This window comes from Bradyrhizobium sp. CCBAU 53340, assembly GCF_015291645.1.
Lineage (GTDB): Bacteria > Pseudomonadota > Alphaproteobacteria > Rhizobiales > Xanthobacteraceae > Bradyrhizobium.
Map to the genome: position 1 here is coordinate 6,647,197 of NZ_CP030055.1, position 13,525 is coordinate 6,660,721.

The window sequence follows — 13,525 nt, forward strand, 5'->3', positions numbered from 1 at the left end:
TTGGGTGCGGGCCTAACGCGTCTTGATGAAGCACATGCCAATGCGGCTCGAAGCCGCCGCAGCCTGACAGGTGAGACCTTTAGCACAGGTCCATGATGTAAAACTCTTGTCAGCCGTTCCCGATCCCGCATTTTGCAGGGAACAATGCGCGCCCCAACCGTCCTGATATTCGGTGCCGGCGAGCTCGCCGCTGCCGCGTGTCTGCGGACGGCTGGCAAATCCGCGTGAGAAATCAGGACGTTTGCCTTCAGCGAACGCGGTCAGGATGTCGCGGCGACGAGGCTGGTCGCCGAAGAAATGCGGCGAGGCCGGCACGATCGTGGACTTCGATGCGTTCTCCGCGAGCCAGTCGACACCCGGAAAATGGAAGCCCCCGATGCCGCGGGTCTGGTGGCAGCCCGAGCAGGTGACGTCGTTGAGGCGGCGCTGGAAGCCCGCCACCGACCGGATGTTCTCCATGGCGATGCCGCGCGCGGCCGCCTGCTTCAGTGCGCCGACAACGTCGGCGTCAGTGAAGACCGGATCGCCCTTGCCCTCCCCTTGCATCATCGAGAACTCCGGCTGCAACGTTGATGCGTCGAGACCGGCAGGCGTCGGCGCCACGGCAGCCTTGGCGAGATACTTCTCCGGGATCAACACGGTGCCGCGATCGAACTCGCGAAGATGCGCGGGCTCAAGCAGCCAGGCCTTGAAGTCGCGCCGGAGCGCGTCATCGGCCAGGATACGATCGCGGTCGATCTGGTTCTCCAGCGTCGATTCCTCGAACGTCTTGATGGCGGCGTCATATTTGAACACCTTGAGCAGATAGTCGGCGCGGAAATCGTGCAGCGCCGACTTCGGCGCAACCGAGATCTGGATGTTGGTCTCGATCCGGTCGATCAACGCATCGTCAGGGGAGAAGTGACCACCGATCAGTTCCTGCCAGTCGCCGTTATCGAGCCAGCGCCTCGCGACCTCGGCGCAGGTGACCGGCTTGCCGCTGCTATCTGTCTGGCGGGCATCGCGCGCCTTCATCACCAGGTTGAACGTCATCGGCAGGCGCGTCGCGATGCTGCCACCATCCGGCCCGGGCTCGAACCGCGCCAGCCGATAGATCAGCCGGATCTCGCCGCAGGATTCTTCCGCCACATAGGCGCGGTCCATGCGATTGACGATGCCGGCCAGTACGAAGCGCGTGTCGGGAGAGTTGAGATTGGCCCGGTCGAACAGCTGGACGTCGAAACCCTCGCCGACACCGATGGTCTCTGTGGGAGATGCCGCCTTGTGCTGCGAGATGTAGCGATCGAACTCGGCATCGATAGCCGGCGGAATGTCCTTGAGCTGCGGCAGTGAGGCGAACAGCTGATCGCTCGTTAGGGGAACATTCGCGTTCCGCTCCGGCCGCAACAGCCGCGAGATTGACAGCGCATCACTCTGGTCGAGCTTCTTCAGGAGATCAGGATCGGTGATCGCGGTGCCGCGCGCGAGCGGCGCATTCTCCGCTGCCGAGAGCGACATGACGCTGCCAAACAACATGGTGACAGCCAGGAGAATTCGCAGCGCGCGGCTCATGCCTCCACTAACACCGCGCGTGCCAGCCTATTCAAGTAAAAAGGCGCTTCACGCGGTGGTGAAGCGCCTCTCTGAAATTTAACCGTCGGACGTTCAACGCGCGATGATCAGCCCCTTGGCAGTAACGACGACCCAGCGGCCGTCCTGACGGCGGATCGCATCGACGCGGCCGACGCCGGGGATGGGATCGCCCGGATAGACCTCGTACAGGCCGCCCCTGCCCTCGATCAGCGCGCCCCCATTGGCGGCGTTGCGCAGCCGCCAGCCTTCGATCGTCGGCAGACGACCGACCTCGGTCTTCGGCGCGGCCGGCGCAGGAGCAGTTGCGGGAGCGGCCGTCGCGACCTGCGTCGGAGCCGGCGCGATCGTGCCGGTGGTCTCCTTGGCTGGCACCGCGGCAGCGGCCTGCACGGGAGCGGCAGGTGGTGCGGTGCGGAGTCTTTCAACCGTCTCGGACAGCTTTGCAAGCTTGGCCATCGGCTCGGCCTGCGCCTTCTCCAGCTTGTCGAGACGGTCGTTGGCCCGGTTGTACTGGTTGAGGCCGGCCTTCGAGGTGTGCTCGACATTGGCCTTCAGCGCGACGATGTCGGCATCGATCCGGGCGACGGCGGCATCCAGCGCACTGGTATCAGCAACCTGGGCCGGCGGAGGGCTGGCGAAATGCATCATACCGGCGGTCGCGAGCGCGCCGCTGATGGCCCCGACGCAGGCCGCGATGGCCGCGACCGCAGCCATCGCCGACAGACGGCGCTTGCTGCCGGTCTCGCGCACCTCGTCCGCGTTCACGTGCGGGGCAAATTCCTCACGATTCCAGGCGCGCTCGGACGGCGCCATGACGATCAGCTTGCCGGGCTTAGGCTCGGGCTTGGTCTCAGCCTTGATCCCGGGTTCGGCTTCGAACTTCGGGGCCTCGATCCTTGAAGCCTCGATCTTTGGCGGCTCGACCTTCGGGGCATCCGGCTTGGGCGGCGCTTCATGGTCGGGGGCGATCGAGGGGGCCTCGATGCCGTCGGCAGCCTCGACGGCGTGCGGCGCGGCTGCGGCGGCATCGGCGGCGACGGTCCGCTCACCAGTCTCTTGGCCGGCCAGTTCGGGCATTGGTTCGCTCACGGCTCAAATACTCCAGTCCAGGTTGACCTTTTGGTAACTTTCATTGCTTGCGAATTCCTTACCTCGGGACCCGCTTACCGAAATTTTAGGAACTCGTCCGAGGCCGAATTGGGTCGGGAAAGTGGAACCGGCGTGACGCCGTGCAACAAATTGTCAGCCGATGCTGCTCTGCGGGAGGACGCCCGCCTTAGCCGAAGGGGCTGTTTGCCGGTCATTGTTCCCCGGCTAACATGGGCCATCCCGTCAGCCAGAAGGCGTTTTGGGGGTGCCATGACGATCGAGAAATGCATCAACGCGTTTGCCGTCGATGACGTCATTTTCGAGGAGGGCTCGACCGGCCGCGAACTGTTCGTCGTGCTCGACGGCGAGGTCGAGATCGCGAAGGTCGACGGCGCGCGCAAGACCAGCATCATCAAGCTCGGCAAGGGCGAGTTCTTCGGCGAGATGGCGGTGATCGACGGCTCGGCCCGCTCGGCAACCGCGATCGCGTCGGCGCCGAACACGCGCGTGATGCGGATCAATCACGCCCGCTTCGTCTATCTCGTCAGCCAGCAGCCGGCATTCGCACTGATGGTGATGGATGCGCTGTCGAAACGCCTGCGTGCCTCCAACGCGGTCACCTATCGGGCGGCGCAATCATGAGCGAGCGCAAACCGACCGCATTCCCGATTCTGATGAAGAACGACACCTGCTCGCTGATCCAGGCCGCCGATGACGTCTATCAGATCCGCTTTTCCAACCGCGCCGCCAACGCCTATCTGGTGCGCGGCTCGGCACGTACGATCCTGATCGATGTCGGCCTGTCGTCGAACTATCCGGCTATGGTGGAATGTCTGAACTTCGCCGGCTGCCCGCCCGAGACGATCGACATGGTGGTGCTGAGCCACGAGCATCTCGATCACATCGGCGCAGCCTGGCACTTCAACGAGCGCCGCACCTACGTCGCCGCGCATCGGCTCGCCGCCAACAAGATCATGCTGCGCGACGATTTCTCGATGCTGCGCAAGATGTTCAACGAGCCGAACGTTCCGATCAATATCGACATCTGGCTCGAGGAAGGCAATTTGATCGACCTCGGCAATTTTCGCCTCAACGTAATGTACACGCCGGGCCACACCTCGGCCTGTATCACGCTGTTCGACCAGGACAAGGGCTTGTTGTTCGCCGCCGACACCCTGATGCCCGGCGGCGTGATGGGCGGCGTGTTCGGCTCCGGCAGCATCGCCGACTACATTCAGTCGCTGGAGCGCATCAAGGGGCTGAATGCGAAGATCCTGCTGTCGGGGCACGGACGGCTCTCGGACACGCCGCAGGAGGACGTGCGCATTGCCATCGCCCGGTCGCACGGCTTACTGGAAGACACCGCGCAATTGTTCGACGCGCTCGATGCGCGCTCGAACTTCGAGCCGATCATGCAGTCGGTGCGGGATCTGAACAAGCTGGATGATTGATCGTCAACGCTAGTACCAGACCCGTCATCCTGAGGTGCGAGTGGCGCGATGCACGCCATCGCGCCAGGAGCCTCGAAGGATACACGGCCAAGCTTCTGCAGCCGGGCAGTCTCCCTTCGAGGGCCGCTGAAGAAGCGGCCACCTCAGGGTGACGGTGCGAGTGCATCAGCGATCACTCACATCACCACCGGCTTGTCCGGCAGCTCGTTCGGATGCGCCCCGCCCGGCGGGAAATGCTTCGCCAACTCCCGCGACACCGCTTCGATCCCGCCGATCACGCCGCGCTCGAACCGGCCCGCGCGGAACTCGGCCTCCATCGCCCGGCAGATCGTCTCCCAGCCCGCCGTGCCGACCTTCGCGTCGATGCCGCGGTCGGCGATGATCTCGACGTCGCGGTCAGCGAGCAGCAGATAAATCAACACGCCGTTGTTATGCGCGGTGTCCCATATCCGCAGATGCGAGAATAGGTCGAGCGCCCGCGCGCGGGCGTGCTGGTTGCGAAACAGTGGACGGCCGTCGAGCGCACCTTCGACGACGAAGCGGACCTGGCCGGAATGCGTCGCCTCGCCTTGCCTGATCGCCTGCTCGATGCGCTCGAGCACGCTTTGCGGAAACACTTGCTTCGCCCGCCAATGATGCTGGAGCAGATGCCTGGTGATACGCCCAATGCTCATGACTACCAGCTCCCCGAGGCGCCGCCGCCGCCAAAGCTGCCGCCGCCCCCGCCGAAGCCGCCGCTGGACGACGATCCGCTGCTCCATCCCCCCGACGAGGAGCCGCCCGACCACGACCCGCCGCGCGACGGCCCTGTCGACGCCGGAAACAGATCGGCGATGAAGGACAGCACGAAGCCGATGATTCCGGCGAGCAAGGCTAGCGCCCCGGATCCGAGAATGAGCAGCGCCAGCAGGCCGATCACGCTGCCGGTCGCGACCGAGCCCAGCAATCGCCCCAGCAGCGCGCGCAAAAATCCGCCGACGACGAGCGAGGCGAACAGGACAAACGGGACCGCCGGCCCGACGTCGTCCAGATTGGCAAAATTCACACTGCGCGAAGGAACCGGCAACGGCTCGCCGTCGACAACACGCATCATCCGGTCGATGCCGGCCGAAATGCCGCCGGCGAAATCGCCCTCCCTGAATTTCGGCGTGATGACCTCGTCGATGATACGCCGCGAAGTCACGTCGGTGAGCGCGCCTTCAAGGCCGTAGCCGACCTCGATGCGCAGATGGCGGTCGTTCTTGGCGACCACCAAAATCGCGCCGTCGTCGATCTTCTTGCGGCCGATCTTCCAGGCCTCGGCGACGCGGATCGAGAATTGCTCGATCGTCTCCGGGTCCGTCGTCGGCACGATCAGCACGGCGATCTGGCTGCCCTTGCGGGTCTCGAAGTCGCTGAGCTTCTGCGACAGCGCGGCGATGTCGCTGCTCGACAGCGTGCCGGTCCGGTCGACCACCCGGCCAGTGAGCTGGGGGACGGCGACGTCGGCCGAGGCGGCGGATGCGATGGCAAGGATGAGCGCGACGGCGAGCCACAACCTCACTGTCATCGCCCGGCTTGACCGGGCGATCCAGTATTCCAGAGACGCAAGCGAAAGACGGAGAGGCCGCGGCGTACTGGATTCCCCGCTTTCGCGGGGAATGACAGCGGTGGGTGGGGCGCGCATCGAAGTCAGGCACGCTTACTTCGACGGCGCCGGCGCCGGGTTGAAATCGACCTTCGGCGCGGTCGAGATTTCCTTCTCGTTCTCGACCGAGAAGTTCGGCTTCTCCTTGTAGCCAAACATCATCGCGGTCAGGTTGTTCGGAAATGAGCGGACCGTGACATTGTATTCCTGCACCGACTTGATGTAGCGGTTGCGCGCGACCGTGATGCGGTTCTCGGTGCCCTCGAGCTGCGACATCAGATCCTTGAACAGAGCATCCGACTTGAGCTGCGGGTAATTCTCGGTCACCACAAGGAGACGCGACAGCGCGCTGGAGAGCTCGCCTTGCGCGGCCTGGAATTTCTGGAAGGCGGCGGGGTCGTTGAGCACTTCGGGAGTTGCCTGGATACTGCCGACCTTGGCGCGGGCGTTGGTGACGCCGAGCAGCACGTCCTTCTCCTGCTGCGCGAAGCCCTTCACCGAGTTCACCAGATTGGGCACGAGATCGGCGCGGCGCTGATACTGGTTCACCACCTCGGACCAATTGGCCTTGATCTGCTCGTCCTCGCTCTGGATCGCGTTATAGCCGCAATTGGTGAGGCTCAGCGAGGCCAGCGCCGCGAGCACGGTGAGGATCTTGCGCATCAAATTTCTCCCGGTGGAATCGGCTCGCAAACTACCAGATTGCACCTGTACGGCGCCAGACGTCCGGATGGCACGAAAAGCAGCCGACTGACGCAAGCCCCTTGCCTATCACCACGCGACATAGTCAACTCCTGGCAACAAGACATCTTGGCCAACAAGACGAAAAATGCACGGGAGCGCGCCATGTCCTCGTTCGAGACCATCCTCGTGGAGCGGCCGGAGCCGGCGATCACCAGGGTCGTAATGAACCGCCCCGACGCGCGCAACGCGCAGAACCTGCAAATGACCTACGACCTCAACGCCGCCTTCGACGCCGCGGTGCAGGACGACGCCATCAAGGTCATCATCCTCGCCGGCAACGGGCCGCACTTCTCGTCCGGCCACGACCTCCGCCCCGGGGCGAAGAATGCGGCTGGCGTCGATTTTCCGCCGATAGGAAATTGGGGCGGCTTTGCCGAACCCAATGCGCACGGCCGCTTCGCACGCGAGCAGGAAATATATCTCCAGATCACGCGGCGCTGGCGAAACCTCGCCAAGCCCATGATTGCTGAAGTGCACGGCAGATGCATCGCCGGCGGTTTGATGCTGGCCTGGGCCTGCGACCTCATCGTCGCCAGCGATGATGCGCAGTTTTGTGACCCCGTGGTGACGATGGGCGTCTGCGGTGTCGAATGGTTCGTGCATCCCTGGGAGCTCGGCCCGCGCAAGGCCAAAGAGTTTCTGTTCACCGCCGACAGCTGGAGCGCGCAGGAGGCGCACCAGCTCGGCATGGTCAATCAGGTCGTCCCGCGCCCGGAATTGTCGTCGCGCGTGCTGGAGCTGGCACGCCGGATCGCGGCAAAACCGTCGTTCGCGCTGAAGCTGACCAAGGAGGCGGTGAACCGCTCGGTCGACGTGATGGGCCAGCCCGCCGCGATCGACCAGGCCTTCGCCCTGCATCAGCTCTGTCACGCCCACAATCTCCAGGAGTTCGGCATGATCGTCGATCCATCCGGACTGCATCCCTCCGTACGCAAGCCGGCGGCGGCGGAGTAGAGGCCATGGATCTCAATCTCAGTGACGAGCAACGGCTGCTGCGCGAGAGCGCCGAGCGCTTCGTGGCCGAAGGCTATAATGCCGATCACCGCCGCAAGATGGCGAACGATGCCCTCGGGTTCAGCCCTGTGGTGTGGAAGCAGTTCGCCGAGCTCGGCTGGCTGGCGTTGCCGATTGCCGAAGAGTTTGGCGGGCTCGGCGGCGGGCCGGTCGAGATCGGCATTTTGATGGAAGCGTTTGGTCGCGGGCTGGTGTCCGAGCCCTACGTCGCGACAATCGTGCTCGGCGCTGCACTGATCGAGAGGTGCGGCACGACGGCGCAGAAGCAGGCAAGCCTGCCCAAGATCGCGGACGGATCAATGAAGCTCGCCTTTGCGCATTCCGAGCGCGCGGCGCGGTTCGATCTTGCCAAGATCGCAACCGTGGCGACCAGGACGACGCAAGGCTGGCGTCTTGCCGGCAGCAAGATCGCCGTGCTCGACGGCCATGCCGCCGACGAGATCATCGTCTCCGCGCATCTGCATGATCATCACGGACCCTCGGGGCGGATCGGCCTGTTTCTGGCGCCTGCGACGGTGCCTGGCCTTTCGATCTCCGACTATCCGCGCCTCGGTGGCGGACGCGCATGCAACATCGAGCTGTCAGACGTGCAACTGCCGGAGGATGCCCTGCTCGGCAACGGCAACGACGCACTGCCGGCGATCGAATGGGCCGTCGACCGCGCTATCGCAGCGCTCGGTGCGGAAGCCGTCGGCATCATGCAGACGCTGCTGAACACCACGATTGACTACACCAAGATCCGCAAGCAATTCGGCCGACCGCTGTCGGCCAACCAGGTGATCCGCCATCGCCTCGCCGACATGGCGATCCAGGTCGACGAAGCGCGCTCGATGGCGCTGCGCGCCGCGCTGAAGGCGGACAGCGCGCCGCTCGAGCGCGCACGGGCCGCGTCGGGCGCCAAGGCCAAGATCGGCAAATGCGCGCGCTTCGTCGGCGAACAATCGATCCAGCTTCACGGCGGCATGGGTGTCACCGAGGAGCTCGAGGTCGGCGCCTACTTCAAGCGCCTCGTCGCCTTCGACACGCTGTTCGGCGGCAGCGCGCATCATTATGCCCGCCATGCGCAGCTTGGCCGCAGGGCCTGAGAGGAGTGCATCATGGACCTGTCGTTCAATGCCGAAGAGCGCGCCTTCCAGAGCGAGGTGCGCGGCTTCATCGCGAAGACTCTCACCGAGGAGATGAAGCGCGCGACTGCGCTGACGCCGTCGGTGTTCTCCGATCCTGATATCGGCATGGCCTGGCAGCGCGCGCTGCACGGCCGCGGCTGGGGCGCGCCGGGCTGGCCGGTCGAATATGGCGGCCCCGACTGGACGCCGGCGCAGCGCTGGATCTTCGAGACCGAATGCGCGCGGGCCGGCGTGCCCAACGTCAACGTGATGGGCGTGAAGATGGTCGGGCCCGTCATCATCGGCTTCGGCAGCCCTGAGCAGAAGAATTTTTACCTGCCGCGTATCCTCTCCGGCGAGGATTACTGGTGCCAGGGTTATTCCGAGCCGGGCTCAGGCTCCGATCTCTCCTCGCTGAAGACCCGCGCGGTGCGCGACGGCGACGACTACGTTATTAACGGCACGAAAATCTGGACCACGCATGCTCACCACGCCAACCGCATGTTCGCGCTGGTGCGTACCGGCGACGGCGAGCGGCAGCAGGACGGCATCAGCTTTATTCTGATCGACATGAAGACGCCTGGGATCACGACGCGCCCCATTCTGACCATCGGCGGCGATCACGAGGTCAACCAGGTGTTCTTTGACGATGTCCGCGTGCCCGTGGCCAACCGCGTCGGCGAGGAAGGCAAGGGCTGGACCTACGGCAAATATCTGCTCGAGTTCGAACGCGGCTCCGGCATAGCGTCGGCCAAGCTGCGCGAGGGACTGCGCGCCATCACCGAGCTTGCGGAGTCCGATCTCACCGGACGCGCCATCGACAGCCCCGATATCGCATCCCGCATCTCCGAGGTCGAGGTCGACATCGACGCGCTGGAGATGACCGAGCTGCGCGTGCTCTCGGCGCTGCAGACCGGGCAAAATCCAGGCGCAGTGTCGTCGATCCTGAAGCTGCGCAACAGCGAGATCCGCCAAGCCGTGACGCGGTTAGGGGTCGACGTGATCGGCCACGACGCCCTCGCGGTCGAGCCGATGCGCCCGCTCTACAAGCTCAACCACGAGCCGGCGCTGCCGGAGGACATGTTGACGGTCGTGCCGGAATATCTCAACGGGCGGGCCTACACGATCTTCGGCGGCACCTCGGAGATCCAGCGCGATATCATCGCGAAGATGATGCTGGGGATTTGAGGGCGGATTTAGCCATAGCTGGCGCGGCATTCTCCGCTGTCGTCCCGGACAAGCGCAGCGAAACGGAGCGCCGATCCGGGACCCATCATCACAGGGAGAGGTTTTGGCGCGAGCTGGTCACTCCGAGTCTTCGCCAAACCACTTCCCGTGGTGATGGGTCCCGGGCTCGCGCTGCGCGCGCCCCGGGACGACAGCGGAGTGAGACGCTGCGGCCAGCGCAACGGTCCGAGTTCAGCCCGCCGCCTTCGCGTCCCTGATCGCCTTCCAGATCTTCTGCGGCGTCAGCGGCGTGTTCAGCTGGGTGATGCCGAGCTCGGCGAGCGCATCCATCACACCGTTGGTGACACAAGGCGGGCCGCCGATGGCGCCGGATTCGCCGCAGCCCTTGGCACCGAGTGGGTTGGTGCGGCATGGCGCGGAATCATCCAGCGTCACCACGATCGGCGGAACGTCATCGGCGCGCGGGATGCAATAGTCCTGGTAGCTCGCGGTGAGGAGCTGGCCGTCGGCGTCGTACGACACGCCCTCATACAGCGCCTGGCCGATGCCCTGCGCGACGCCACCATGGATCTGGCCGGTGACCAGCATCGGGTTCACGGCCACACCGACGTCGTCGACGGTGGTGTAGCGCACGACCCTGGAGACGCCCGTCTCCGGATCGATCTCGACCTCGCAGATATGCGTGCCATTCGGCCAGCTCGGCCCGTCGACCTCGCCCTCGGAATCGACGCTGAGCTTGGCGCCGCTTTCCTTCTCGGCGAGATCGAACAGGCTGATGCGGCGGTCGGTGCCGACCACGGTGAGCATGCCGCCCTGATACTCGATGTCCTCGACCGACGTCTCCAGCACGTTCGCCGCCTTCTCGCGCGCCTTCTGGATCAGATCGTTGGAGGAGACCGCGACCGCGGTGCCGCCGACGAACAGCGAGCGCGAGCCGACGCTGCCAAAGCCCATGGCGAGATCGGTGTCGCCCTGCACGACGTCGATCTTGTCCATGGCAATCCCGAGCGTGTCGGAGATCATCTGGGTGTAGGTGGTCTGCAGCCCCTGCCCCATCGCCTGAGTGCCGGAATGCAGCACGACGCGGCCCTGCGAGGTTGCTTGCAGCGTAACCTTCTCAGTATGCGCGCGGCCGCCGGTCCATTCGATATAGGACGTCAGGCCGCGGCCGTAGAGCAGGCCCTTCTTCCTCGCGGCCTTCTTGCGCGCGGCAAAGCCGTCCCAGTCGGCCAGCTTCACGGCGCGGTCGAGCATGTGCGCGAAGGCACCGGAATCGTACACCTGACCGGCAGCGTTGGTGTAGGGCAGCTGCGCCGGCTTGATGTAGTTCACCTTGCGGATCGCACGCGGATCCATGCCGATCTTTCGCGCGGCCGCGTCGAACAGGCGCTCGACGATGAAGACGGCCTCGGGACGGCCAGCGCCACGATAGGCGCCGACCGGCGCGGTGTGGGTCATCACCGACTTGACCTCGAAATGCACCAGCGGCAGGTCATAGACGCCGGTCTGCACGAATGGCCCGAGCACCAGCGGAATGATGTTGGCCGCACCCGAGGAATAGGCGCCGGTACAGCCGATCGAGCTGACGCGATAGGCCAGCACCTTGCCCTTCTCGTCCAGTGCGAAGGACGCCGTCGAGGTGAGATCGCGGCCGTGGGTACCGCCGACGAATTCGTCGGTGCGGTCGCCGCGCCAGCGGATCTTCTTGTTCAGCTTGGTCGCGACATAGGCGACGATGCCGTCTTCCGGATAGAGGTTGGTCTTCTGGCCAAAGCCGCCGCCGATGTCGCCGACCAGCACGCGCACGCTGTCCTTCGGACGCTTCAGCACCGCTTCGGCCAGCACATCGCGGGTCGAGGCCGGGGTCTGCGACTGCACGTGCAGCAGCAGACGACCGGTCTTCTTGTCGATCTCGGCAATGGTCGAGCGCGGCTCCATCGCTGAGGGCACGAGCCGCTGGCTGACGAGATCGAGCTCGACCGTGTGCGCGGCCTTGGCGAAGGCCTCGTCCACCTTGGCAGCATCACCATAGCTCATCGCGCCGACGATGTTGTCGGGCGCCTCAGGCCACACCACGGGCGCGCCGGGTTTGACGGCCTCGACGGGATCGACCACGGCGGGCAGCACGTCGTACTCGACTACGATCGCCTCGGCTGCGGCCTGCGCTTCCGCGCGCGAGGAAGCGGCCACGGCCGCCACCGCCTCGCCGGTATAGCGCACGATCTCGTGGGCAAGCAGCCGCCGCGGCGGCACCGTCATCGGCTTGCCGTTGGGGCGCTTGAAGATGCTCAGCGTCGGGATGCTGCCGACGTCGTCCTTGATCAGATCGGCACCGGTGTAGATCGCGGTGACACCAGGCATCGATGCCGCAGCGCTGGTATCAATCGCGACGATCTTCGCATGCGCATGCGGCGAGCGCAGCACGTGCAACCACAGCGCGCCATCTTCCGGCTTGTCGTCGATGAATTGCCCCTTCCCGGTGAGCAGCCGCTGGTCTTCCAAACGCTTGACGGGCTGGCCCGCTCCGAAACGCAAATTGCCGGGAAGAATGTTCATTCCGCTGGATCCTCAGGGTCTCTTGAAATGCGGGCTGCCTTTTAGCGGATCGGTCGGATGCGTACCAGCCGCGGTTTTGGGCGGGATATCTACGATTTCGGCATGCCGTCCCTTCGAGCTGTGATTCCGTAGGGTGGGCAAAGGCGCGCTTGCACCGTGCCAACGATCTTTTTGGACAACGACAAAAGTCGTGGGCACGCTTCGCTTGCCCACCCTACGGCACTGTTCGTGCGGGATGATTGCTCGCTAATCTAGCTCTCGCAGCGCCGCTTCCACCACCTTGCGCGCATCGGCCGTGAGCGCGGCCTGCGGCGGGATGGGATCGCCGACGTCGTAGCCCTGGATCGCGAGGCCTGCCTTGATACAGGCGGCGAGATTGAAGCGGGCGAAGGCCTCGTTGATGCGCCACAGCCTGCGCTGGAGTGCCATGGCCTCGTCCCAGCGACCGGCCTGGCAGAGATCGTAGAGCTGAACGCTCTGGCGCGGGATGATGCAGGCCGGTCCCGCCATCCAGCCGAGGCCGCCGATCAACATCACCGCGGCCGGGATGTGAGCGGAGGCCGAGAACACGCGCAAGGAATCGCCGCAGCGATTCATGATCGAGAGCAGCCGCCCCGTGTTGGTCGAGGCATCCTTGATGTAGCCGATGCGCGGATGCGCGGCGAGACGCGCGATGACGTCGAGCGTGAGATCGGAACGCTGGAATTGCGGATTGGTGTAGATGACGACCGGAATGTCCACGGCGTCAGCGATGCTGCGGAAATAGGATTCGACCTGCGCGTCCGCAAGCGGGAAGTAGGCCTCGAGGATCGCCAGAATGCCGTCGGCGCCAAGCTTCTCGTAGGCCTTCGCCTGCGCCACCGCGTCCGCGGTCGAGGTCGAGGTCGAGGCGACGCCCGCCACCACGGGCACACGGCCCTTCGCAGCCTCGATCGTGGTCTGCACGACCGCCATGCGCTGCGCAGCATTGAGATAGGCGAACTCGCCGGTCGATCCGAGCGGTGTCAGCCCATGCACACCGGCACCGATCAGATCGTCGCAAAGCTTTGCGAGGACCTCGGTCCGTACCGCGCCGTCAGCACCGACGGGCGAGACGAGATAGGGAAAGACGCCGCGAAAATCGGTCATGTCGGGAATAAAATCCGGAGGGCTCGAGTCTTGTCTGACAGGTGCGCGAT

At 64.9% G+C, this 13,525-nt stretch carries 12 protein-coding genes; 5 read left to right on the forward strand and 7 right to left on the reverse strand.

From position 1 onward, the window contains the following. Nucleotides 1–12: 12 nt before the first annotated feature. A complete protein-coding gene (locus XH89_RS31390; protein ID WP_194464202.1) occupies nucleotides 13–1,551 on the reverse strand; it encodes a hypothetical protein in 1,539 nt (512 codons plus the stop codon). A gap of 93 nt (nucleotides 1,552–1,644) precedes the next feature. Continuing rightward, the gene (locus tag XH89_RS31395; RefSeq protein WP_194468690.1) at nucleotides 1,645–2,649 is read right to left on the reverse strand and encodes a hypothetical protein; all 1,005 of its coding nucleotides are present in this window, start codon (nucleotides 2,647–2,649) and stop codon (nucleotides 1,645–1,647) included. 282 nt (nucleotides 2,650–2,931) lie between these two features. Between XH89_RS31395 and XH89_RS31400 the strand changes: the two genes are divergently transcribed. Together XH89_RS31400 and XH89_RS31405 are read left to right on the forward strand one after the other, a co-directional pair. Continuing rightward, nucleotides 2,932–3,303: a Crp/Fnr family transcriptional regulator gene (locus XH89_RS31400; protein ID WP_194464203.1), complete on the forward strand. Its 372-nt coding sequence runs from the start codon at nucleotides 2,932–2,934 to the stop codon at nucleotides 3,301–3,303. Further along, nucleotides 3,300–4,112, forward strand: a complete 813-nt coding sequence (locus XH89_RS31405; protein WP_194464204.1) for an MBL fold metallo-hydrolase — start codon at nucleotides 3,300–3,302, stop codon at nucleotides 4,110–4,112. Before XH89_RS31400 ends, XH89_RS31405 begins: the two co-directional genes overlap by 4 nt. Nucleotides 4,113–4,288: 176 nt before the next feature. On the opposite strand, the gene XH89_RS31410 is transcribed toward XH89_RS31405, so the two are convergent. The 3 genes from XH89_RS31410 to XH89_RS31420 all read right to left on the reverse strand — a co-directional run bounded on the left by XH89_RS31410 (nucleotide 4,289) and on the right by XH89_RS31420 (nucleotide 6,402). Beyond that, nucleotides 4,289–4,786, reverse strand: a complete 498-nt coding sequence (locus tag XH89_RS31410) for a TPM domain-containing protein (protein ID WP_194464205.1) — start codon at nucleotides 4,784–4,786, stop codon at nucleotides 4,289–4,291. Between the two features lie 2 nt (nucleotides 4,787–4,788). After that, nucleotides 4,789–5,661, reverse strand: coding sequence for a YgcG family protein (locus XH89_RS31415; RefSeq protein ID WP_194464206.1), 873 nt, complete (start codon nucleotides 5,659–5,661; stop codon nucleotides 4,789–4,791). A 132-nt stretch (nucleotides 5,662–5,793) separates the two neighbouring features. Next, nucleotides 5,794–6,402 (reverse strand): LemA family protein, encoded by a 609-nt coding sequence (locus XH89_RS31420; protein WP_194464207.1) that lies wholly within the window; start codon nucleotides 6,400–6,402, stop codon nucleotides 5,794–5,796. 183 nt (nucleotides 6,403–6,585) lie between these two features. Here XH89_RS31420 and XH89_RS31425 point away from each other — a divergent pair, with 183 nt between their 5' ends. The 3 genes from XH89_RS31425 to XH89_RS31435 are packed head-to-tail and all read left to right on the forward strand — an operon-like array spanning nucleotide 6,586 to nucleotide 9,791. After that, nucleotides 6,586–7,437 carry an enoyl-CoA hydratase gene (locus XH89_RS31425; RefSeq protein WP_194464208.1) on the forward strand — a complete coding sequence of 284 codons (852 nt, stop codon included), beginning with the start codon at nucleotides 6,586–6,588 and terminating at the stop codon, nucleotides 7,435–7,437. A 5-nt stretch (nucleotides 7,438–7,442) separates the two neighbouring features. After that, nucleotides 7,443–8,582, forward strand: a complete 1,140-nt coding sequence (locus XH89_RS31430) for an acyl-CoA dehydrogenase family protein (protein WP_194464209.1) — start codon at nucleotides 7,443–7,445, stop codon at nucleotides 8,580–8,582. Nucleotides 8,583–8,594: 12 nt separating this feature from the next. Continuing rightward, on the forward strand, nucleotides 8,595–9,791 hold the full coding sequence (locus XH89_RS31435) for an acyl-CoA dehydrogenase family protein (RefSeq protein ID WP_194464210.1): 1,197 nt from the start codon (nucleotides 8,595–8,597) through the stop codon (nucleotides 9,789–9,791). A 231-nt stretch (nucleotides 9,792–10,022) separates the two neighbouring features. Here XH89_RS31435 and XH89_RS31440 read toward each other — a convergent pair whose 3' ends face one another. Together XH89_RS31440 and XH89_RS31445 are read right to left on the reverse strand one after the other, a co-directional pair. Beyond that, the gene (locus XH89_RS31440; RefSeq protein WP_194464211.1) at nucleotides 10,023–12,347 is read right to left on the reverse strand and encodes a xanthine dehydrogenase family protein molybdopterin-binding subunit; all 2,325 of its coding nucleotides are present in this window, start codon (nucleotides 12,345–12,347) and stop codon (nucleotides 10,023–10,025) included. A gap of 246 nt (nucleotides 12,348–12,593) precedes the next feature. Then, nucleotides 12,594–13,475, reverse strand: coding sequence for a dihydrodipicolinate synthase family protein (locus XH89_RS31445; protein ID WP_194464212.1), 882 nt, complete (start codon nucleotides 13,473–13,475; stop codon nucleotides 12,594–12,596). Nucleotides 13,476–13,525 lie beyond the last annotated feature (50 nt).